The sequence below is a fragment of the Lewinella cohaerens DSM 23179 genome, from assembly GCF_000379805.1.
GTDB lineage: Bacteria > Bacteroidota > Bacteroidia > Chitinophagales > Saprospiraceae > Lewinella > Lewinella cohaerens.
The window spans coordinates 396,265-418,435 of the sequence record NZ_KB903531.1; the positions used below are offsets into that span (position 1 = coordinate 396,265).

At 44.4% G+C, this 22,171-nt stretch carries 18 protein-coding genes; 10 read left to right on the forward strand and 8 right to left on the reverse strand.

The window, feature by feature from the left end:
• The first annotated feature begins 150 nt into the window (after positions 1 to 150).
• The 5 genes from A3EU_RS0101480 to A3EU_RS0101500 all read left to right on the forward strand — a co-directional run bounded on the left by A3EU_RS0101480 (position 151) and on the right by A3EU_RS0101500 (position 6,429).
• Positions 151 to 855, forward strand: coding sequence for a FadR/GntR family transcriptional regulator (locus tag A3EU_RS0101480; protein ID WP_020534344.1), 705 nt, complete (start codon positions 151 to 153; stop codon positions 853 to 855).
• 59 nt (positions 856 to 914) lie between these two features.
• Positions 915 to 3,173 carry a heparinase II/III domain-containing protein gene (locus tag A3EU_RS0101485; protein ID WP_156825605.1) on the forward strand — a complete coding sequence of 753 codons (2,259 nt, stop codon included), beginning with the start codon at positions 915 to 917 and terminating at the stop codon, positions 3,171 to 3,173.
• Between the two features lie 67 nt (positions 3,174 to 3,240).
• Positions 3,241 to 4,560: an MFS transporter gene (locus tag A3EU_RS0101490; protein WP_020534346.1), complete on the forward strand. Its 1,320-nt coding sequence runs from the start codon at positions 3,241 to 3,243 to the stop codon at positions 4,558 to 4,560.
• Positions 4,561 to 4,593: 33 nt separating this feature from the next.
• Positions 4,594 to 5,631, forward strand: a complete 1,038-nt coding sequence (locus A3EU_RS0101495; protein WP_020534347.1) for a sugar kinase — start codon at positions 4,594 to 4,596, stop codon at positions 5,629 to 5,631.
• A 129-nt stretch (positions 5,632 to 5,760) separates the two neighbouring features.
• Complete coding sequence (locus A3EU_RS0101500) at positions 5,761 to 6,429, forward strand: bifunctional 4-hydroxy-2-oxoglutarate aldolase/2-dehydro-3-deoxy-phosphogluconate aldolase (RefSeq protein WP_020534348.1); 669 nt, start codon at positions 5,761 to 5,763, stop codon at positions 6,427 to 6,429.
• Between the two features lie 81 nt (positions 6,430 to 6,510).
• On the opposite strand, the gene A3EU_RS0101505 is transcribed toward A3EU_RS0101500, so the two are convergent.
• The 4 genes from A3EU_RS0101505 to A3EU_RS0101520 all read right to left on the reverse strand — a co-directional run bounded on the left by A3EU_RS0101505 (position 6,511) and on the right by A3EU_RS0101520 (position 11,210).
• On the reverse strand, positions 6,511 to 6,930 hold the full coding sequence (locus A3EU_RS0101505) for a CBS domain-containing protein (RefSeq protein WP_169433309.1): 420 nt from the start codon (positions 6,928 to 6,930) through the stop codon (positions 6,511 to 6,513).
• Positions 6,931 to 7,137: 207 nt separating this feature from the next.
• Positions 7,138 to 8,184, reverse strand: a complete 1,047-nt coding sequence (selD, locus tag A3EU_RS0101510) for a selenide, water dikinase SelD (protein ID WP_020534350.1) — start codon at positions 8,182 to 8,184, stop codon at positions 7,138 to 7,140.
• Positions 8,185 to 8,725: 541 nt separating this feature from the next.
• Positions 8,726 to 9,775 carry a tRNA 2-selenouridine(34) synthase MnmH gene (gene mnmH / locus A3EU_RS0101515; RefSeq protein ID WP_020534351.1) on the reverse strand — a complete coding sequence of 350 codons (1,050 nt, stop codon included), beginning with the start codon at positions 9,773 to 9,775 and terminating at the stop codon, positions 8,726 to 8,728.
• A gap of 37 nt (positions 9,776 to 9,812) precedes the next feature.
• Positions 9,813 to 11,210, reverse strand: a complete 1,398-nt coding sequence (locus A3EU_RS0101520) for an exonuclease domain-containing protein (RefSeq protein ID WP_020534352.1) — start codon at positions 11,208 to 11,210, stop codon at positions 9,813 to 9,815.
• A gap of 7 nt (positions 11,211 to 11,217) precedes the next feature.
• On the opposite strand from A3EU_RS0101520, the gene A3EU_RS0101525 reads away from it, so the two are divergent.
• The gene (locus tag A3EU_RS0101525) at positions 11,218 to 12,480 is read left to right on the forward strand and encodes an exo-beta-N-acetylmuramidase NamZ family protein (protein WP_211213885.1); all 1,263 of its coding nucleotides are present in this window, start codon (positions 11,218 to 11,220) and stop codon (positions 12,478 to 12,480) included.
• 157 nt (positions 12,481 to 12,637) lie between these two features.
• Here A3EU_RS0101525 and A3EU_RS29015 read toward each other — a convergent pair whose 3' ends face one another.
• Positions 12,638 to 13,468: an MBL fold metallo-hydrolase gene (locus A3EU_RS29015; protein ID WP_052331271.1), complete on the reverse strand. Its 831-nt coding sequence runs from the start codon at positions 13,466 to 13,468 to the stop codon at positions 12,638 to 12,640.
• Positions 13,469 to 13,634: 166 nt separating this feature from the next.
• On the opposite strand from A3EU_RS29015, the gene A3EU_RS0101535 reads away from it, so the two are divergent.
• The 3 genes from A3EU_RS0101535 (at position 13,635) to sppA (ending at position 18,105) form a co-directional block, all read left to right on the forward strand.
• Complete coding sequence (locus tag A3EU_RS0101535; RefSeq protein ID WP_020534355.1) at positions 13,635 to 14,951, forward strand: ATP-binding protein; 1,317 nt, start codon at positions 13,635 to 13,637, stop codon at positions 14,949 to 14,951.
• Positions 14,952 to 14,955: 4 nt separating this feature from the next.
• On the forward strand, positions 14,956 to 16,221 hold the full coding sequence (locus tag A3EU_RS0101540; RefSeq protein ID WP_020534356.1) for a tetratricopeptide repeat protein: 1,266 nt from the start codon (positions 14,956 to 14,958) through the stop codon (positions 16,219 to 16,221).
• Between the two features lie 114 nt (positions 16,222 to 16,335).
• Positions 16,336 to 18,105, forward strand: a complete 1,770-nt coding sequence (sppA, locus tag A3EU_RS0101545) for a signal peptide peptidase SppA (protein ID WP_020534357.1) — start codon at positions 16,336 to 16,338, stop codon at positions 18,103 to 18,105.
• A gap of 157 nt (positions 18,106 to 18,262) precedes the next feature.
• Here the strand turns inward: sppA and A3EU_RS0101550 are convergent, their stop codons facing one another.
• A complete protein-coding gene (locus A3EU_RS0101550) occupies positions 18,263 to 19,045 on the reverse strand; it encodes an enoyl-CoA hydratase/isomerase family protein (protein WP_020534358.1) in 783 nt (260 codons plus the stop codon).
• 241 nt (positions 19,046 to 19,286) lie between these two features.
• On the opposite strand from A3EU_RS0101550, the gene A3EU_RS0101560 reads away from it, so the two are divergent.
• Positions 19,287 to 19,781: a DUF427 domain-containing protein gene (locus tag A3EU_RS0101560; protein WP_020534360.1), complete on the forward strand. Its 495-nt coding sequence runs from the start codon at positions 19,287 to 19,289 to the stop codon at positions 19,779 to 19,781.
• Positions 19,782 to 19,996: 215 nt separating this feature from the next.
• Here A3EU_RS0101560 and A3EU_RS0101565 read toward each other — a convergent pair whose 3' ends face one another.
• Together A3EU_RS0101565 and A3EU_RS0101570 are read right to left on the reverse strand one after the other, a co-directional pair.
• The gene (locus A3EU_RS0101565; RefSeq protein ID WP_156825607.1) at positions 19,997 to 20,599 is read right to left on the reverse strand and encodes a hypothetical protein; all 603 of its coding nucleotides are present in this window, start codon (positions 20,597 to 20,599) and stop codon (positions 19,997 to 19,999) included.
• 17 nt (positions 20,600 to 20,616) lie between these two features.
• A complete protein-coding gene (locus tag A3EU_RS0101570; RefSeq protein WP_020534362.1) occupies positions 20,617 to 21,780 on the reverse strand; it encodes an ATP-grasp domain-containing protein in 1,164 nt (387 codons plus the stop codon).
• Between the last annotated feature and the right edge of the window lie 391 nt (positions 21,781 to 22,171).

Below are 22,171 nucleotides of genomic sequence, written 5' to 3' on the forward strand. Positions count from 1 at the left end.
CGAGCTTATCTTCCATTGCAAATTCAATATCAAGTGTTGTATTTGAGGTCTTCGCACAAAAAAAATTTGGCAAATCGGAAATATGACTTATATTTGGTCAACCAATTTATGGTTAACCAATTTTACGCCCAGCTTCTATAATAAACAGGGATGTTAGAAAATTTCAATGAAATCAAGGTAGAATCATCAGTAGATAAGCTTATCAAGCAAATCAAAGAGCTGATTACTACTGGACAACTGACTCCGGGAGATCGCCTACCTGCTGAGCGAAAGTTGGCAGAACGACTTGGCATCAGTCGTTCAAATGTTAGAGATGCCATACAGAAGCTGGAGTTTTATGGCATACTGAAGACATTACCACAAAGTGGTACGGTGGTCGCTGGTATTGGAATAACGGCTTTAGAAGGGCTAATTACGGATGTATTAAAATTGGAGAAAAGTGACTTTACTTCTTTAGTGGAAACACGAGTTATTCTGGAAACCTCTGCGGCGCACTTTGCAGCAGAGCGCCGCACAAAGGATGACTTAGCAGAAATAAAGAAAACACTAAAAGCATACGAACTCAAAGTAAAGCAAGGAGAACCTGCCATTGAGGAAGATTTGCTTTTTCACCTAAAAATTGCAGAAGCAAGTAAAAACGTGGTGTTAAAGTCTCTGATGCTGATCATAACGCCAGATATCATTAAAAACTTTACTCAATATAAGGTTTGTGATGATGAGACAGAATACAAGGCATTTCATGAGCATCAGCTCGTTCTTAAGCATATTACAGATAAATATAGTCAGGGAGCGGCAGAAGTTATGCGCAAGCATTTACGTGATGTAATAGACTTCAGCCGGTCGACCGTATTTTAATCACAGTTCTATTGTTGATTACTTTCTTTTACTCACTTTGATTTTTAAACTTAAAAATAGTGATTAGACATATCTGTACCTTCATGTTATCCTTTTTGTTGTTGACTTCGATTAATGCTCAACATCCATCTTTAAGTCTGACTTTCGAAGGGGTTGAACGTATCAGGGCTGGCTTAGGTAGTGTGCCCTTATTTGATGAGGCTTTAGACAAAGCTAAACAAGAAGTTGCTGAAGTTCTGGGGCAACCGTTACCGGTACCGGTGCCTAAGGATATGGCCGGTGGCTATACCCATGAACAGCATAAGAAAAATTGGTTTTTACTACAAAAGGCAGGTGTACTATTTCAAATCACGGGAGAAGAGAAATATGCTATTTTTGTACGTGATGCCTTATTGTCTTACGCCAAGCTCTACCCTACTCTACCCATACACCCAACTAAAAGGTCATACGCTACAGGAAAATTATTTTGGCAATGCCTCAACGATGCCAACTGGTTGGTCTACGTAAGCCAGGCTTATGATTGTATCTACGACTGGCTTTCTACGCAAGAACAGCAGTTGCTAAATGATCAGCTTTTCCGCCCAATGGCCGATTTTCTTTCTGTTGAGAACCCTCAATTCTTCAATCGTATTCACAACCACAGCACCTGGGCCAATGCCGCTGTAGGAATGATAGCGATCGTGATGGAGGACGACGAATTATTACAAAAGGCCCTCTACGGCTTACCCAATGATCAACTGCCTGATGATTTACGTGATAATGATAATGGTCAAATCAAACAGACCGGGCAAAAAGCAGCAGGGTTTCTTGCTCAGCTCGATTACTCTTTCTCGCCTGATGGCTACTTTACAGAAGGGCCTTATTATTTGCGTTACGCCATTTATCCATTTCTGCTATTCAGCAAGGCTTTAGCAAATAATCAGCCAGCCTTGGATATTTTTAATTACCGTGATCGCATACTCCAAAAGGCAACCTATTCCTTATTGAATCAAGCCGATTACAAAGGTGTCTTTTTTCCAATCAACGACTCCCAAAAAGGGATGTCTATCCAGGCGCGCGAAGTGATCACCGCAGTGGATTTAATGTACCTGGATGGTGGACGTGACCCACAATTGCTGTCTATAGCCCAGCATCAGCAAAAAGTTATCCTTACGGATGCTGGTTTTGCTGTAGCTAAAGCAATCAGCCAAGGTTTAGCAGAGCCTTTTATCCCCAAATCTATGCTTTATCGAGATGGTGCCGATGGTAAAGAAGGAGGCTTAGCCATTCTACGCACTAGCCAAAAGAAAGACACTGAAATCTGTTTGGTAATGAAATATACCGCCCAAGGTATGGGACATGGCCACTTTGATAAGCTTTCCTACTCGTTGTATGATGAAACCGGGGAAGTTATTCAAGACTACGCCTCAGCTCGTTGGGTAAACATTGAACAAAAAGGTGGAGGGCGATACTTAAGAGAAAACAACAGCTGGGCCAAGCAATCCATCGCTCACAACACCCTTGTTATCAACGAAACCTCTCACTATAACGGAGACATCCGTATTGCGGAAACAAGGCAACCAGATTTATACATTGGCAAGGCCGATCAATCAGATATTCAACTCATAGGGGCTATCGATACCGGTGCTTATACCGACCATACGCTTCAACGAACCATGCTTCTACTTAAGGATGAAGCTTTTGAACACCCTGTGATCATTGATATTTATCAGGCAACAGGTGCTACCCCTGCTCAATTTGATCTTCCTACCTGGTTTCACGGGCAACTACTGTCTACCAATTTTGAATATGAAATTGAGCATGAAGTAATGGGAGATGGCCATGGTTACCAGCACTTATGGTCAGAAGCGAAAGGAAATAGTACCGATGGACAGGCGCAAGTGACCTGGTTTTCCGATGGGAAATTTTACAGTCAGACCTCTTTAGCCAATGCATCAGATGAGCTTTATTTTTTACGCTTGGGCGCAAACGACCCTTTGTTCAACCTCCGGCGTGATCCTGCCTTTATGATTCGAAAAACGGCGGCTGTTAATCCTGTGTTTATATCCATTCTGGAGTCGCATGGGAGTTACAATCCGGTTGAAGAAATTCCTTCTGCTCCTTTTGGAAATGTGACCAAACTAAACCTCTTACATGCTGATGAAGCTTATATTATTTGTCAAATTCAGCATAAAAACGGAGACACTTGGCAACTAATGCTTGCCCAAAACAATGCAACAGCAGAAGCTATTCACAGTGTAAGTACCAAAGAAAAAACGTGGGAGTGGAAAGGCCCTTATCAACTTATCAAAACAACTAATTCTAATGAAAGCAAGTAATAAATTTCTCTTAGCCGACAAAATTGAGTGGCAAGAGGTAGGCCATGAAACATTAGACCAATAGCTTATGTTAAATCAAATCAAAAAAAAGGTAAGTGGCTTGCGTTGGTGGGTAATCGGTCTCATCGCCCTAGCTACGGTAATCAATTACATAGACAGACAGGCTTTGCCTGTTCTGTGGCCGGATATTGCAGAGGATCTGTATCCGGAGAAAAATGCAGACGAACGAAAAGCAATTTACGGGACTATTTCAGTAGTATTCCTTTTCTCTTATGCCTTTGGTCAAGCTATCTTTGGTAAGATATTTGACAAAGTGGGTACCCGCATTGGCTTTGCACTATCTATTGGCTTTTGGTCTATCGCAACAGCTATGCATGCTTTTGCAAGAGGTGTTGTTAGCCTTAGTATATTCAGAGGAATATTAGGTGTTGCGGAGGCTGGTAACTGGCCTGGCGCTGCCAAGGGTAATGCCGAATGGTTTCCCACTAAGGAGCGAGCTTTTGCACAAGGGCTTTTCAATTCAGGTGCTGCGATTGGAGGTATCATTGCCTTTCCGACAATCGGTATATTATCGATTTACATGTCTTGGAAGTTCATTTTCATTATTGTTGGCCTGATTGGTATGTTGTGGTTAATTCCATGGTGGATTATTGTAAAATCGCCTCCGTCGGAACATCCATGGATTACTGACGAAGAACGTGATTATATCCTGACAGGTCAGAAGAACCAAGACATAGATGATGATGGAGAACCTGACGAAGGCTATAATCCGACAACCACCAACATGCTTAAGCATAAAGAAAGCTGGGGGGTCATTATCGCCTCAGCAGCTATTGATCCAATATGGTGGCTTTTTGTATTCTGGATTCCCATTTATCTCAATGAGGTTTATGGCATGGACGTCAAATCAATAGGTTTTTACGCATGGGTACCCTACGTGGGAGCCATGTTAGGTGCCTGGTTTGGGGGGTTATTTGCGCAGAACCGAATAAAAGCAGGTGTGTCTGTCAATAAGACACGTAAAACGGTGATAACATTAGGTTGTATAATCATGTTACCAGCATTATTTGCAATGTCGAATCCCGGAGGGCCAGTAACAGCAGTTTTGCTGATGGCTGTGATCCTGTTTGGATTCCAGACTGCAATAGGTAATGTTCAAACACTACCCAGTGATTTATTTGGTTCCAATACTGTTGGAACACTTGCAGGTATTGCAGGAACTGCAGCAAAATTAACTGCGGCAGGGCTTACCGTATTAGTTCCCTTACTTACTGCCGGAGGAAACTATACACCAGCTTTTATTATAGGAGCTGCATTGGCGATCATTGCATTAGCAGCAGTGTGGGTCTTATGCCCTAAAATTGAACCATTAAAGCCACTTAATTAAGGAACAATATTAAACATTAAGTTAAGTAATAATATGAAAAAAGTAGTCACTTTTGGAGAGATCATGCTACGGCTGACTCCTCCAGCAATGCAACGTTTTTCTCAGGCCAACAGCTTCGATGTTGTTTATGGCGGNGGTGAATCCAATGTAGCCGTTTCGCTGGCTAACTATGGGATACCCACAGAATTTGTCTCTCGCGTTCCTGCCAATGACTTGGGTGAATGTGCATTGATGGAGATGCGTAAACGAAACGTAGGTACACAACACATGCTGCGCGGCGGCGAGCGACTAGGCATCTACTTCTTGGAAATAGGAGCAGTGAGCAGAGGTAGCAAAGTGGTCTATGACCGAGCACATTCCGGGATGGCCAGCATAGAAAAAGGCATGGTCGATTGGGAAGCCGTTTTTGCCGATGCACAATGGTTTCATTGGACGGGTATTACACCAGCTATCTCACAAGGGGCAGCCGATGCTTGTCTGGAAGCTATCCAGACAGCTAATCGTATGGGCGTTACCGTTTCTACGGACCTCAACTACCGGAAAAACCTATGGAAGTATGGTAAAGAGCCCGAAGAAGTAATGCCCGAACTGGTGGCTGGCTGCGATATTATCTTAGGTAATGAAGAAGATGCCGAAAAGCACTTCGGGATTCATCCTAAAGGTGTCGATGTGACCCAGGGACACTCCGTTGACGCCAAGGCCTATCTATCTGTTTTGCAGCAGCTAATGGAACGTTTTCCACGCTGTAAGAAAGCCATCACCACTTTAAGAGGCTCGATCAGTGCATCACATAACACTTGGTCGGGGGTACTTTATGATGGCAAAACGCTCTTTGAGGCGCCAACTTACCAAATCACCCATATCGTTGATCGAGTAGGTGGAGGTGACAGCTTCATGGGCGGCCTTGTCTACGGCCTGATTACTTATCCTGACGACGATCAAAAAGCACTAGATTTTGCGGTTGCGGCTTCATGCCTAAAGCACACCATTTATGGCGATGCAAACTTGGCTACTATCTCTGAAGTAACGCAATTGATGGGAGGCGATGCCAGCGGTCGTGTGAGTCGTTAAATTTTATTGCCACGGAGGCACGGAAGGTTTAAAAACAAACGCCGTGCCTCTGTGGCTAAGAACTAGTTGGGATTCATAGAAACCAACTAGTTCTCTATGAATCCCCATTATTAAAACTTCTTATTTCTTATGGCTAATTTTAGTAGAATACAAGTTGTTCAGACTATGCAGGACAGTGGTATAATTCCTGTTTTTTATCACTCAGATGTTGCTATCGCCAAAGAGGCATTGAGCGCCTGTTATCGTGGAGGTGCACGCCTTTTTGAGTTTACCAATCGCGGTGATTTCGCTCACGAGGTTTTTCGTGAACTGAGTCTTTTTGCTAGAAAAGAGTTGCCAGAAATGATCCTAGGCGTAGGGTCTATTACGGACGCGGCCACTGCTTCATTATACATGCAGATGGGAGCTAACTTTATTGTTACGCCTGCTTTCCGCAGAGATATCGCTTTGGTGTGTAATCGCAGAAAAGTACTATGGTCACCTGGATGTGGCTCTCTTACAGAAATCTGCGAAGCGGAAGAGTTAGGTTGTGAAGTCGTAAAGTTATTCCCTGGTGGTGTATACGGCCCTGGTTTTGTAAAAGCCATTAAAGGCCCACAGCCGTGGACCTCTATTATGCCTACTGGTGGCGTTTCTCCTACCCGTGAATCACTTGAAACTTGGTTCAAGGCTGGAGTAAGCTGCGTTGGTATGGGTTCAAAACTCATGGTCAAAGACAAAGATGGCTTGCCTGATTTCTCACGCATCGAACAACTTACGAGGGATGCCATTCAGATGATCAAAGAAATTAAAGGATAACCGTCTATCGAAAATGATGTCGTTGCGAAGCTTGGCTTTTAGTAAAAGTCAAGCTTCGCTATTTAGGTGCTAAAAGTAATATTAATCCCGCCCCCTCTTCTTTTTAGAAGGCGTTGGCGCGTTTTTCATAACAAATCGATGGTCTTCAACTAATCTCAGAAGATCATGAGCGCTCAAGACACCAACAATTTTCTGTTCATCCGCAACAACAAGGTGATTAATATTGTGGTTACGCATTACACGAGCGGCAATATGGACGTCTGAATAAGGAGGGATAGTATATACTTTTGTAGTCATGACATGACTGAGGGGAGTATTATCTGAAAAATCACCAAGCATATCAGTCGCCGTAAAGATGCCTTTTATATTATTTTCATTATCAACGACAGGGATAGACTTAATCTTGTTTTTAGTCATTATTGACTGAGCATGTCCAACAGATTTATGGGGCATTGTGGTGATGACTGATTTTACCATCAGGTCTTTTACTTTGATATTCATAATTGTTAATTTATGCTGGTAATCGAAAATACGCCCAATTTCAAAGTGTTTATGCAAATCAAAAACACACTCCATTCGGAATACTTTATTACCCTAAAGTACCAGATTACTAAGAACAAAGATGATGATGACTATCACCCTACACGATGCGAAATATCAATAAGTTTTTAATGCTCTTCATTAATCAGTTTAAGGCCTATCAAAAAACTAACCTATATACACTAATTTTTCACCCTGCTCTTCTACCCTACCCACAGGTGATAATACCAAATCGTTCTTTTCTTGAAATTGTTGGAATGCTGCCAGTTTACCTGGAGAAACGGCTATCAATAATCCACCGCTTGTTTGGGGATCACAAAGAATATTTCTTTGCAAGTCAGTTAAATATCCAACCCGGTGGCTATAGCTTGCCCAGTTGCGGTTGGTACCTCCGGGGATACAGCCTTCCGATAAATAATAATGGATAACAGCTGGATCAATGAGAGGGACATTATCAAAAATAACTCGAGCACTGGTTTTACTCGCGTCCATCATTTCACGCAAGTGTCCAATCAATCCAAACCCCGTCACATCGGTCATGGCGTGTACATAAGGTAATTTTGCCAAAGCTACTCCTATCTTATTGAGTTTAATCATACTATCCCGAGCCAAGAATTGATCTGCTTCCCTCAGTTTCCCTTTTTTCTGTGCTGTACTCAGGATACCTACCCCCAAGGGCTTGGTCAGAAAAAGATAATCTCCCGGCTGAGCTCCGCCATTCTTTTTCAAATCCTCAACAGCAACCCGTCCGGTCACTGCAAGTCCAAAAATCGGCTCAGGACTATCAATACTGTGCCCTCCGGCTAATGGGATTCCAGCATCCTGGCAAGCTTGCCGGCCACCAGCGATAACCTGCTGAGCGACCTCTGCTGGAATAGTATTTATTGGCCATCCCAAAATAGCGATGGCTAATAAAGGAGTCCCGCCCATCGCATAAACGTCACTAATGGCATTAACCGAAGCGATTCGGCCAAAGTCAAAAGGATTATCAACAATGGGCATAAAGAAGTCTGTCGTACTTATGATTGCACTACCGTCTCCCAGCTCCATTACGGCAGCGTCGTCACGCTCTTTGTTACCGACCAACAAGGAAGAAAAATGAGGGCTCGCCTGGTCAGAAGCAAGGATGGTATCTAAAACCTGTGGCGAAATTTTGCATCCACAGCCAGCACCATGACTGTATTGTGTTAATGGAAATTGATTTGTGGTTGACATCTTTCAGTTGAAGGTTTGATATTTGGGGCCTTTATTCCAGCTATAAAGCAATTTGGGAATAGCTAGTTTGCCAAAATGTAAAAGTAATTGAGTTGTGTTGGAATAAAGGATTGTTGGCAAGAAAATTCGCCCCACAAATAGACACAAATAATATTTTAAATAAAAAAAAGAAACAAAACCTGAAAACTAATTACAAATCACTATCTTTGTAAAGAGCAAATCGACCGATTGCTTATCAATCAGCGGTAACTACCCTCTGCACGGTCGCAGAGACAATCAGCGGTTTTTTTACGCAATGTAGGCCTCTTTTCAGTTCACTGAGGAGAGGGTGTGACAGCGTGTCTCTTGCTAAAATTAGCAGGAGATGTGCGGTGTTCGGACTGGAACTCACCAGATATAGGGTGGGTCCCGCCATGCGGGTCATGGAGCAAACTCAAAACACCGTGATACCGCAGCCTCCTCCCCTAAACTCCATTCATGATTGCTACGGAACATTCTCCACCATAGCCACAACCACGCTACATCAAGATATTGCTCACCTTTATGATTTCAGCCCGCTTTGTGCTTCCTGCCAAGTCAACAATGCTTTAGCAATAGCCTTAGGGTCATTCTCCTCTGGTTTAAGGACCCAATCAGGCTCCTGCCCATTTTTCGCTAAACTGGAGAGGTAAGCTTTGTCATAATATTTGAGGGCAATACTGGCAGCCGTAGCAAAATCATCTTTTGCTAATGCCTTCAGCGCAGCATTAAGGTGTTGCCCCCCTAAGCGTTTACGGATTCGTTCAAAAGCGAGTACTAAGTCTTCCTTTTTGAAATTGGCATAATCTGCTACCAGGTTCTCCACCCGCCAAGCCAGCGGAATATCCAATTGTACCAAAGGTGCCGCCAGCATCTTTTGCCACAATTCATTTGGTAAATAAACCCTGCCAATCGATTTACTTTCATTTTCCAACCAAATCGGCTGGGTATTTGCTTTTAGACTGTGAAAATTATAAAAAAGATCGTTCTCAAATTGCTCAACAGTAGGTTGCTCTTCTTCTCCTAAGGCACCAAAAGAAGACCCCTTATGATGAGCCATTGCCTCTAAATCCAAAATAGTCCCTCCCTGTGCTTGCAGTTCGTGTAATATTTTAGTTTTGCCAGAGCCCGTCGGACCTCCCAGCATAAACAGAGGCACCTCAAATTCAGCAAGGTTTTGTCGCCCTGTATTACGTAGCGCTTTGTATCCTCCTTCTACAACTAGTACTTCTCGAAACACCTTACTGAACAGCCAAGCCATACTTTGTGACCGCTGCCCTCCGCGCCAACAGTGCACTGCCAAAGTATCTTCCTTCGTTTGCGCTCGTGCTTCTTCTATATACCAACGCATCTTTTTACCCGAGAATTCCAACCCCCGCAGAAAAGCCTCATCCGGACTTGTTTGCTTATACAACGTTCCTACTTCGGCCCTTTCTACATCCGTAAACAAAGGCAAACTCTTCGCCCCTGGCCAATGCCCAGCGGTAAACTCTCCTGGAGAACGAACATCAAATAATAGTGGCTTAGCAGCAAGGTCAAACCAGTCTTGTGGACGAATAATTTTAATGGACAATTGTAATAGTATTTTCGCTAACGCTTATCTATTAGCATTACAGTGCAATAATTTTGGCCTTCGGATGATCATTGATAAAACGTTGGATAATACGGGCAGTATCCGGATAGCCAGGGTAGGTTTTCACTGCTTCTATTAATGTTTCTTGATCAGCGGCTTCTGCTGAAGAAATATAACCAAATCCAGCGAAGTGCCCCTCTTGTACCAAAATTACTGATTTCTCTTCCGTATGTCGACCTTCATCCAATAATAAAAAATCACTGTCAAAAACAGTACGGAGTCGCTCTTTTGCTAATAAAGCCCGCTCATTATATTCTTCCACACCTTCTTTGCCAGCACAGGCTCCTCGGCATTGCTTAAGGTGATAATGAAAACAAGCCCCAGTACCTGGAAACAGGTGGCAAAACCGAGAACACAACTCCAAATCCTTAACCAAAAAATTCAACCGCCCTTTTGCACTCGACATACTAGGGTATTCTGAAATCACTTCATATTTTTCACGGTTCTCGGCATTGTTCCGAATCACATCAAGACAGATAAAACCCTCCTTGTTAGTATACGAATGTATAGCAAAGGGAAACTTCGTACGCCGTTGGGCTCTATTAATCGGAGGTTTAAGCCGCTTGATTTCGTATGATTCCAGCAAAAGGGCGATCAATTCACTCCCTGTTTCCTCATAGCTTATGTCGGCAACGTGTTTCTGTAGTCGTCTACCTTTATCCGTTTGATCAGCAAAATGCTCTGCAATCCGTTTCTTAATATTAATACTTTTTCCAACATACACAACATCACCGGCTTTATCATGGAGGTAGTAAACACCACAAGATTCTGGCAAGCCATGAATTTGATCCAGTTTAATACCATTCGGGAGTTTAGACTCCTTGATCCCCATGTTTACCATCACACGCACTTCCTCCTGGTTCTGTTCCCTGTCCAGTATACGCTCTAGTATATCTGCTGTGGCCAAGGCATCGGCCAGCGCTCGGTGACGAGCATCTGTAGGTATCCCAAAATGCTTGATCAGGTTTTCTAAACTATAGGAAGGCAAACCAGGGAAAGCCTTGCGAGACATCCGAACGGTACACAACTGCTTGCGCGTATAGGTATAACTCAATCGCTTAAATTCCTCGCGCAAAAAGCCATAATCAAAACGAACGTTATGTGCCACAAAGATGGAACCTTCCGTAAATTCTACAATATCACGAGCTATTTCATGGAAAAGTGGAGCATCTTTTACCATCTCTTGGTTAATGCCAGTCAGCCGTATTATCCCCGCCGGGATATACGTCTGAGGATTAAGTAAACTCTCGTAGGTGTCGATTATTTGCTTACCATCGTGGATAACTATCCCGATTTCTGTAATTTTATCGCGGGAGGCTCGGCCGCCCGTTGTTTCCACATCCACTATTGCAAATCGCTGATCTTTCTTAGCCATGATTATTATGTACAACGCAAAAATAAAAATTTTTGTTCTACTTTTTGCCTTTTGGCAACAAGCTTGTGTAAACACCGACCTTCAAAACGGTGAACATAACGCTACTGAAGAAGCTGTCGTTACCCAAAACAGTCCTAAAACAAAGGAAACGGATACGCCAGAACTAACTCTTCAAGTTGGGGCCGAGCAGTTGCAAGACTACCTGCCAATACTCCGTGGCAAACGATTAGGACTGGTCGTCAATCAAACTTCTACCATTGGAAAAACTCACTTGGTAGATACACTTCTTCATTACCAAATGGACATCAAGGCCGTTTTTGCTCCCGAACATGGCTTTCGGGGCGATGCCGACGCCGGTGAAAAAGTCGCCAATGGCCGAGACCCTAAAACTGGTATCCCGATTATCTCCCTTTATGGAAAGCACAAAGAACCTACCGCTGAGGATTTAAAAAACATTGATTTACTGATCTTTGACATACAGGATGTGGGTGCGCGGTTTTATACCTACATCTCTACCCTCCATTATGTGCTGCAAGCTGGTGCTAAACACAATGTACCGATACTCGTACTCGACCGCCCCAATCCCAATGGCCACTATGTAGATGGGCCTATCCTCGACCCAAACTTCCAGTCTTTTGTCGGTATGCACCCAGTACCTGTTGTACATGGCATGACAGTAGGAGAATACGCACAAATGATTATCGGTGAAAACTGGCTAGACAATGGGCTCCAGCCAAAGCTTACAGTTGTCAAATGCACCAACTATACACACCAAACCTCCTACGACCTTCCGGTTGCCCCCTCTCCTAACCTACCCAACATGAGGTCGATTTACCTCTATCCTAGTTTGTGCTTTTTTGAAGGCACCGTCTTTAGTGTTGGGCGGGGCACCAATACCCAATTCCAGGTATACGGGCATCCTAATTTCAATATAGGCAGCTATCAATTCACCCCTCGTAGCGGGCCAGGTTCCAAATACCCAAAACTCGAAAACGAAACTTGTAACGGCATTTCTCTTGAGCGTCTTAATCCATCTACAATTCGTGCAGAAGGCCAGCTCAACCTTTTCTACCTCCTACAAGCTTATACCCACTACCCTGATAAGGAAAACTTCTTCCTTCCCAATCATTTTGTAGACAAACTCGCCGGTAGCAGTCGCCTCCGCGAACAGATAACCGCCGGTTGGAACGCGGAACAAATCCGAGCCAGCTGGCAAGATGACCTTGAAACCTTCAATCAGGTAAGGGCGAAATACTTGTTGTATGAATAGGCTCAAGGCAAATTCATGAATTTGCCCTTGGTGTCTTTGGTCGTTTAATTCCCTCGATATACCGGTTAAATTCGTGAATTTAACCTATCAAATCCTCCCCCTTATATGCCCTTATAATCTCTTATATGGTTCAAAAACCTTGGTGTCCTTTGGTGGTTCACCCCCCTTCTAATTCCAGCTTAGCCAAAGCCAGGTTGGCCTGATGGTACTTCTTTTGAATGTGCTGAAAGTCGGGATACTTTTCCCATAATTCTGTTTCCGGAAAAGCGGCCTCCCCTCGGCCATAAGCCATCAATGCATCTAGATACCACTGCGATGCTTGCCAGCGTGCTTGCATCTCCTGCCGATCTTGTGTGACGGCACCGTGCCCAGCCACTAAAGTCCTTACCGATAAATCGTTTAACAAGCGACCTAATAGTGCTAACGTCTTTTGGTAAGCCAAAACACTGTAATAGATAAACGGAAACTCTACCCCACAAAGATAATCTCCCGTGATCAGCGTACCTGTGGCTTCATGAAAAGCAATCAATCCATCACGATTATGCCCTGGGGCTTGATAAAAATGGTAGATATCTCCTGCAATTTCATGTTGTTCTGTAGGCTCACTTATAATCAAATCCGCCTTTTGAGGGTAGCTTACAGGCCAAGGAGGAGATAAGTAATATTGATCATAAAATTGACGAATCTCTTCTAGCTGTTGATGCCATTCCGGATTACTCAACAATGCTTGTGAAACGATTACCTGAGCTTGGTCACGAAATCGTTCGTAAGCAATAATATGGTCATAATCAGAGTGTGTAAAATAAAGATAAAGACTCCGATCACCTTGTAACGTTGCGACTCGCTGCGCAATCTTCTCTACCTCTGAGGGCAGCCAATTCGGGTCTACAAGCAGCATGTGCCGGCCTCCTATAATCAAAGTACAGGTGGTTTGCATCAGCTCACTTTCAAAAACCACCAGCTTTTCGTGCTCAAAACTTACTTTCATGTCTTCAAGTTCAGGATTTATTTTGGAAATGAGCAAATATTTTGGAATTTTACGGCTTAGGATTGCGTTCTTGCTGAACGGTTAGGGGTAATAAAATCCCCCAACAAGCTCTAATGTCTACACATTACTCCAGTCCCAATAATGCGCTCCAAAAAACAACCTTTTCATGGACCAAAATGCTATCAATAATCTTCGCGAAGCGCTTGCGCATTCTCCAGATAATATCCCTTTGCGTTTGCACCTCGCTCAGTCGCTCGCCCAACTGTTTCAATACCAGGAGGCAGAACAGGAGTTTAAGGCCGTCTTACGATTAAGTCCACAACACAAGGATGCAAAATTCGGTTTAGCGAAAGCTTATTTCCATCAGGAAAAATACGGCGTTACCATCGTGGTAATCGAAGAATTGCTTCACCTCGCCCCCGATAACGAGAGCTACAAACTTCTCTTGTGTCGGGCTTACTTGCGCAACGACAACAAGGCCGAAGCGCAACAGGCTTTCCAAGAACTGGTTCGTGCCAACCCTACCCTACGCGACGAAGAACTAGATCAGGCCTTCCGCAACTTTCACTTTGATGCTTCCGCTGATGCAGATGATGGTATTGATGAGGATGCTTTGCGAAGCAACCGCCCCAGCATCAATTTCAAACATGTCGGTGGTATGGATCGTGTGAAAGAAGAGATCAGCCTCAAGATCATCAAACCACTAGAACACAAAGAACTGTACGCCGCTTACGGTAAAAAAATTGGAGGAGGCATCCTGATGTACGGCCCTCCCGGCTGTGGAAAAACCCACCTCGCACGAGCAACAGCAGGTGAAATAAATGCAGAATTTATCAGCGTAGGCATTAGCGATATTTTGGACATGTGGATTGGTAGCAGTGAAAAAAACCTGCACCAACTTTTCGAACAAGCTCGTGCCAAGGCACCCTGTGTACTTTTCTTTGATGAGGTAGATGCTCTGGGTGCCAGTCGTTCAGATATGCGTCAATCTGCTGGCCGGCAATTAATCAACCAGTTCCTGTCCGAACTGGATGGTGTAGATGCTAATAACGATGGCCTACTGGTTATCGGAGCTACCAATGCTCCCTGGCACATGGACCCCGCTTTTCGCCGTCCCGGTCGTTTTGATCGAATTCTTTTCGTAGAGCCACCTGACCAAAAAGGGCGGGAGGCTATCTTGCAGATAATGCTGGCTGGTAAGCCAATGGGTAAAGTCGACTTATCCTCCGTTGCTAAAAAAACAGAAGGCTTTTCCGGTGCGGATTTACAAGCCGTCATCGATCGATGCATTGAAGACAAGCTAAAGGCTTCCTTCAGTACAGGTATTCCTGATCCTATTGCCACCAAAGACTTGCTCAAAGCTGCTAAAGCACATAAAGCAACTACCCGCGAGTGGTTCAACACCGCTCGTAACTATGCGCTTTATGCTAACGAAAGTGGCCTTTACGACGACATCCTCTCCTACCTTAAAGTCAAGAAATAACCCTATGAGCAACGACCACAGTCTCCAAAAAGCAAAGCTCTACTATAACCAACAACGTTTTCCAGAAGCTGAACGAGAAGTCCGACAGCACCTAAGTGAAAACCCCGACGAGGTTTATGCACTCTTCCTACTGGCAGAGGTGCTCTCTGCACAAAATCAGCACGAAGAAGCACTGGAAATCAATTCCCGAGCACGAGGGTTTAGCCCCAACGATGATGAACTGATTGCTCAAAGAGCATTGATCCTCTTCCGACTCGACAGAGAACCTGAGGCCATAGAAGAGATAGAAAATGCCATTGTTCTGAATCCCACGGTAGGCGCTTATCGTGGCATTCTAGGCGAATTGAAACTGGCGACCAAGGATTACAAAGGCGCTCTTGAAGCAGCTAACGCAGGGCTTGGCCTCGACCCCGAAAACACCTTTTGCCTCAACGTTCGTGCCCGAGCATTGGTAAAACTGGAAAAAGCTGACGAGGCGCTTGATACTATTGCCACTTCGCTGGAACACCAGCCAGAAAACAGCTATACACACGCTAACCTGGGCTGGTCAAAATTAGAAACCGGTCGCGCGCAGGAAGCACAAGAGCATTTTGCCGAAGCACTCCGCCTACAGCCTAATTTCGAATATGCCCAGGCCGGTATGATGGAAGCCATCAAAGCTAAAAACTTCTTCTACCGGCAGTTTTTACGCTACGTTTTTTGGATGAATCGCCTTACGGCACAATACCAATGGGCTTTTATCATCGGTATCTACCTAGGTTACCGCGTAGTGAATAACATCGCACAAAATAACCCCGATCTAGCTCCCTTCCTCAACCCTATCCTTTACGCTTACATCGCTTTTGCCTTGTCCACTTGGTTTTTTGAACCTATCTCTAACCTCTTTTTGTTTCTACACCCTTTCGGTAAATATTTATTGAAACCAAAGGCAAAAATAAGTGCACGACTGGTTGGCATCCTACTAGCAGTAGCCTTAGTATTTATTGGATTCCACTTTTTTAGCAACGTGGAACACGAGGGCTACCTATTCTCAGGCATTGGTGCTATTGCAATGATGATTCCCCTATCTTCTATGTTTGCCGGACGAACGCCTAAAGACCAGCGTATTTTGGTGGGCTCAACCATCTTACTAGGGGCCTTATGGATTTTGGGAGTAATAACAGTATTCCTGGGAAATCATGAGATGGCCGACAACCTTATGATGTATTTATTCATCGGTATCTTCCTTTACCAGTGGCTTGCCATCGCAAAGGGTGGTAGTCGGTATTAGATTAGTCTACAGAAGTTTGTCCTTCATCGAATAAAGGCTTGTAACCAAGGTACAATGAATACCTTGTGTTCGTGATTTTTTTATCCCAAATTTCGCGTTCCCAAACAAAACAGCATGCGTCAATTTTTCAAGTTTCTTTTCGCTTCGTGCCTAGGCACTTTCATTGCCCTTTTCGTAATTTTCTTTATTGTCGTTGGCAGTATAGGAGCCCTGGCCAGCAAAGCTGACCAAGCGACTCCTGTGAGCGCTAATTCGGTTTTACACCTCAAGCTGAACCAGGCGATTCCTGAATTAATGGACAATATTGAAACCGCAAGTTTTGAGCTTGACCCTGAACGTACCCTGGGGCTGCACGACATTATCAAGGCCATTGAAAAGGCTAAAGACGACGATAAGATAAAAGGTATTTTCCTCGAACCAGAAATGCCAATGGCCAGCTTTACGACCATGCGCACTATTCGTGAGGCGCTAGTGGATTTTCGCACCAGCGGCAAATTCATTTACGCCTATGCTCCTTATTATGCGCAAGGCGGCTACTACCTCTCTTCGGTTGCTGACAAGGTAACGCTGGCTCCCCTAGGTGTGGTAGACTGGCGTGGATTCTCCGCTCAATACCCATTTTTCAAAGATGTACTGGACCGTATCGGTGTAGATTATGAAGTCTTTTTTGCTGGCCGTTACAAAAGTGCTTCCGAGCCTTATCGTCGCAACAGCATGTCGGAGCCTAGCAAAGATCAAACTCGCGCTTTCTTGGGAGAAATGTATCGCCTAATGCTCGAGGATGTAAGCGAGACCAGAGGACTTTCCACGGCTGCCCTTGACAGACTAGCGGCTACTTATGCAGGTATAGATCCTGATGATGCGCTAAGCACAGGGCTAGTAGACCAAATCATCTACCGCGAGGAATTACTCGATCAGTTGCGCGGCCAAATCGGGTTAGAGAGTAACGAGGATATCAATTTTGTCAAATTAGGTGGCTACTATAATCCATTATTGGAAGATGTTAATCATGGTGGTGAAAAAATCGCCCTGCTAATGGCTGAAGGCGTCATTGTCGACGGTAAGGGCCAAGTAGCACAAGTAGGCGACAAAACCTACGTCAAGCTAATAGAAGAACTCAAGAACGACGAAAGCGTCAAAGCAGTCGTACTCCGCGTCAACTCCCCTGGCGGTAGCGCCATGGCTTCTGATCATATCTGGCAAGCCCTGATGGACCTCAAGGCCAGCGGTAAGCCACTGGTCGTATCAATGGGGGCCGTTGCTGCTTCCGGCGGCTACTACATCGCTGCTCCTGCTGATCATATTCTTGCTGAACCCAGTACCATTACCGGTAGTATCGGTGTAGTAAGTGCTATTCCTCAGTTTCAGGAATTACTAAAACAGAAAATTGGCGTTCACTTTGACAGTGTAAAAACTGGCCCATTCGCCGCAGGCATCAACCCGGCATTCGATATGTCAGAAGGAGAAAAAGCCCTCTTGCGGGCACGTACCCAAAAGATGTATGAAACCTTCCTCAGCAGAGTAAGTACAGGCCGTGAAATGTTGGTATCAGAGGTAGATAGTGTTGCACAAGGCCGAGTATGGGTTGGCACCACCGCAAAAGAAATTGGCCTGGTAGATGAACTAGGCAACCTGGATGCCGCCATCACAAAAGCAGCAGAACTAGCCAGCTTAGAGGATTACCACACCACCACCTATCCCACGCCGCAACACCCTTGGGAGCGCTTGGCCAACGAGTTGCTCAATCCCCAAGATGCACTGCAAAAAATGGCACTCAAGGAACAGCTGGGCAGCTTCTACCCTTACTACAACTACCTAAAGGAAATGTCTGATGGCCAAGGGATGCAAATGCGCCTCCCATTTATGATGGATGGAGGCTTTTAGTGTTCGCTGCGCTCACGGGGCTAAGTTAATTGGTTCTAGATTCTCCAAAGAACTAGCTAAAACGTGATCCAGATTTAAAGAGGAGATACATCATCTAGGGGGGTGCAAAAACCGCGAGAGCAGCGAGCACCTCCGTGAGCGCAGCGAACACTCCCCCCTACTTCCCCGTAAAGTTAGCCGCCCGCTTCTCAACAAAAGCTTGCGCTCCTTCCTTGAAATCGTCGGTCTGGGTGACATCCCCGAAACCGGTAACTTCATTGGCAAACCCATCGACATCGTACTGAAAATAGGCGTTGACGGCTTCGATCACTTTAGCGATTGCGCGCGGGCCTTTGGTGGCAATTTTTTGTAGCAGTTCCTTCGCCTTAGCTACTTCTTCACCAGGTGCTACAACATAGTTCACCAACCCAAGCTGTAGCGCATCTTCTGCGCCTAGCATATCGCCGGTCATCATCAATTCTGTTGCTTTTGTTTTGCCAATGCATTGGATCAACCGCTGCGTGCCTCCATAACCGGGGATGATGCCTAAGTTTACTTCTGGCTGGCCAAAACGCGCCTTCTCTCCTGCTATTCGCAGGTGGCAAGCCATCGCTAATTCACAACCACCGCCCAGTGCAAAGCCTTGAATAGCAGCAACTACAGGCACCTGCGAACGCTCAATCAAGAAGAAGACATCCTGCCCACGTTGGGCCATATTTGCGCCACCTTCTCCTTCCAGGCTGGTAAACTCCTTGATATCAGCACCAGCTACAAAAGCACGGTCGCCAGCACCCGTAAGGATCACTCCCCGAACATCGCTACGCTTAGGCAAATCTTCCCCAAAAAATTGCGCCAAATCGCTTATCGTTTGTTGGTTCAAGGCATTAAGCGCCTTCTCGCGGTTGATCATTACAGTGAGAAAGGGACCCTCTTCGGTCACCAGCAGATTTTGGTAGGACATGTTAAGCTTTTTTATTTTCCGTAAAGGTAGAACAGTTGACGCGAAGGATGGGAACAACACAAAAACAAATTTCAAAATTCCGCACCATAATGATCATTTTTTTTGCAGCCTGCCAAGGCACCGCGCTATCCGTTATAATGTGCTCGCGAAGCTCCGCGCATTCCACTGCTATCGCTGGCTGAGGAGAACAAGCAAGTAGGTTCTACCGAAAACCATTTGCACCACTATCCGTTTCACCACTATGAAAAAAAGAATTAAACCCGGCCCCGGGCAAGAAAGTGTTTGGGATTATCCACGCCCGCCTCGCCTGGAAAGCGTAAGTAAGCACATCAAGGTATATTGGCATGGCCATTTACTTGCTAGTACCAACCAGGCTTACCGGGTTCTTGAAACCAGTCACCCTCCTGTTTATTACCTCCCGCAGGATGATATTCAAATGACTCTTCTCAAAAAAAACACCGGCCAACGTACTTTTTGCGAGTGGAAAGGTAGTGCTGAGTATTGGCACATCGTCAGTCCAGAGGGTACAAGTAAATCTGCTGGCTGGAGTTACCCTTCTCCTAACCAGCGCTTTGCACTCATCAAAGACTACGTTGCATTTTACCCAAGTAGAGTAACCTCTTGCTACGTCAATGATGAATTGGTAAAAGCCCAGGAAGGTGATTTTTACGGCGGCTGGATTACCAATGATATAGTAGGGCCTTTTAAAGGGGCACCCGGCTCATGGGGCTGGTAAGGTTCCATAGCACAAGTCTCGTCAAAAGAAAAAGCAAGATCAGATTAGCCAATTTTTCTTAACCGCATAGGAAGAAAACCAAACGTAAAAAGAATACCGCCAGTGCCCAATACCACTTTGGAATTGTTGTTGTTCGATTTTCCATTTTATATCGTTTAGCATTGAAGATTAAATCAGAATCAGCCCAAATGAAGCCTCTCTAAAGTAAGCGAATCTTATCGAATCTTCTTTACTGGGCGAAAGTTATCTAACATAAAGCCTATAGACAGCTGCAAGTCATGCTGGTCGCGTTGACGGATATCACCGGTGGGTAGAAAATCACCTGCGGTTATATCGTAGGCCAGAATATTTTCAGAAAAGGGCGTAATCTGGGTATAATTGAGGCTTACGGTAAAGCGCCCTAAACGATAACCCGAATAAAGTCTAAAATAAGGATTAAAGCCTGATTGATACTCATATAGATAAGGGCCATCCGTTGTATAACTAGCATCGAATAAGGTTCCAAACTCTGCCTTTGCAAAACATTTATGCCGCTGGCTACCGATCCACCGGTACTGAACCCCCAAGGTAGAAAAAGACCGCGTTGTGCTAACCGACAACACACTCATACCACCGATACTGACACCACAACCTAATCCCGGTTTCCCCTGATAGCCTATTGCACCGTTAATATGAGTGGAGGCACCACCATCATTCAAAAACTGAGGGTGTGCTCCTACAAAAAGATCAACATAAACTTGGGATACTGACCAGTTAGGTAATGCTCCGAAAGCAAGCAATAGAATGCAATAACGTAAAAAAGATAGGCTGTTCATCATTTCATTTTTGTAATCACTTAAGTAGTAATATACTTTCTTAAATCAGAAACCAGAACATCTTTCAATTCTTTATCATTATCAGCAGTACTTTCAGCAAAAACAAATCCAAATACCGGATACTTATTAATATCTAATTCCCTTATCAATACTGGATGCTCAAAATCATCTGCAAGCGCTGAATATTTAAAACTTGAAATATCCGCAGAGGCTATTCCTGAGTTATTATCTAAAACGACGATGCTAAATTTCTTATCTTCTTTGCCTGCAAATATTTCCTCCCAGTTTGGCTTTTTGTTTTCATAAAAGCATTTGTAGGCATTAAATCCTAAAGTTACCCCTAGCAAATCGCCGGTAGTACACCAGCCTCCAAACCTTAAAGGGTTTATTTCAATAGGCACAATCTTCCCGTTTCCATCTATTCTTATTTCTGCATGGGCCGGGAAATTTTTCAAACCTAACTGATTGCCTACTTTATTTAGAAAGTGTTCGATATCAACTTTATGCTTCTCAATGATTTCTTTTGAGGTGGAATAGACCCTGTCACTAGTATCCGTCCCTGATGAGAAGAGGTGATGCAAAACATTTAACAACACAACTTCCCCGTCGTTATCATGGTAATAATCGATTGCGTATTCTTCTCCGTGAATGAATTCCTCGATAATGAATGTGCTTGTATTCAATACATTCTCAGGGAATATACTCTCCAGTTTTTCGGGGTGCAATTCCTCCTTAGCCTTTATCCAGTCTTCTTCATTTTCTATGATATGTACGCCGATGCTAAAGAAACCAACAGCCGGCTTTATCACAAATGGAAAAGGGAGGTCTTGAGAAGACAGTTTGTGAATGTCTTCAATTGATACTTTCCTAAAATAAAAGTCTGGAAACAACGCTTTGATAAGCGCTCTGAATTTCACTTTATCTTTTAAGCTACTTATTTGATTGGACAACGCTCCCCCACCATGATTTTGCGCTATCCAGCTTAATGCATTTTCCGAATTGCTGTAAATAGGCGTTTGTGGGGCTTTCTTCATGATAGAAACGGCTTCCGCCTCCTCTATCCAAGCCAAATCGTCATCGTTAATTAATGCTCTGGCAGCTTTGGTTGCTATTACTTTGAAGTTATTCTGCCTAATTGTTTCAATGAGAAAATCTGAAACGTATGGTTTGTCTATCAAAAACATATTTGTACTTATTTGGCCCTAGATAGCCCGCAGCGATTTTTTTTTGTAACTACATCTACGACTTTGTCCTAGGTCAGGCCTCAAACAACTTAGGTGAACAAAAGCGCAGCGGAGCGAGCACAGCCAGGTAATACCCGTTACAAAACGACTTGGGCGTTTCTCCCTTGCTCTTTTCACTTAGGAGTTCGTTAGAAAGCCTCGCCGACACTAAGGTGTCGCCTACGTTTTCTGCCTCGTCCTAACCAAAAATAACTTCGGCATAAATCTTCAACCAGCTTCGTAACGGGTATAGCAGCGGTATGCGCCGCAGCAAAGCGAAGGCGCATAGGAGCGGATAGCCCGGCCCGGCTTAGAGCCGGGGGATGCCAAATCAATGACCTTCCCTGACAGG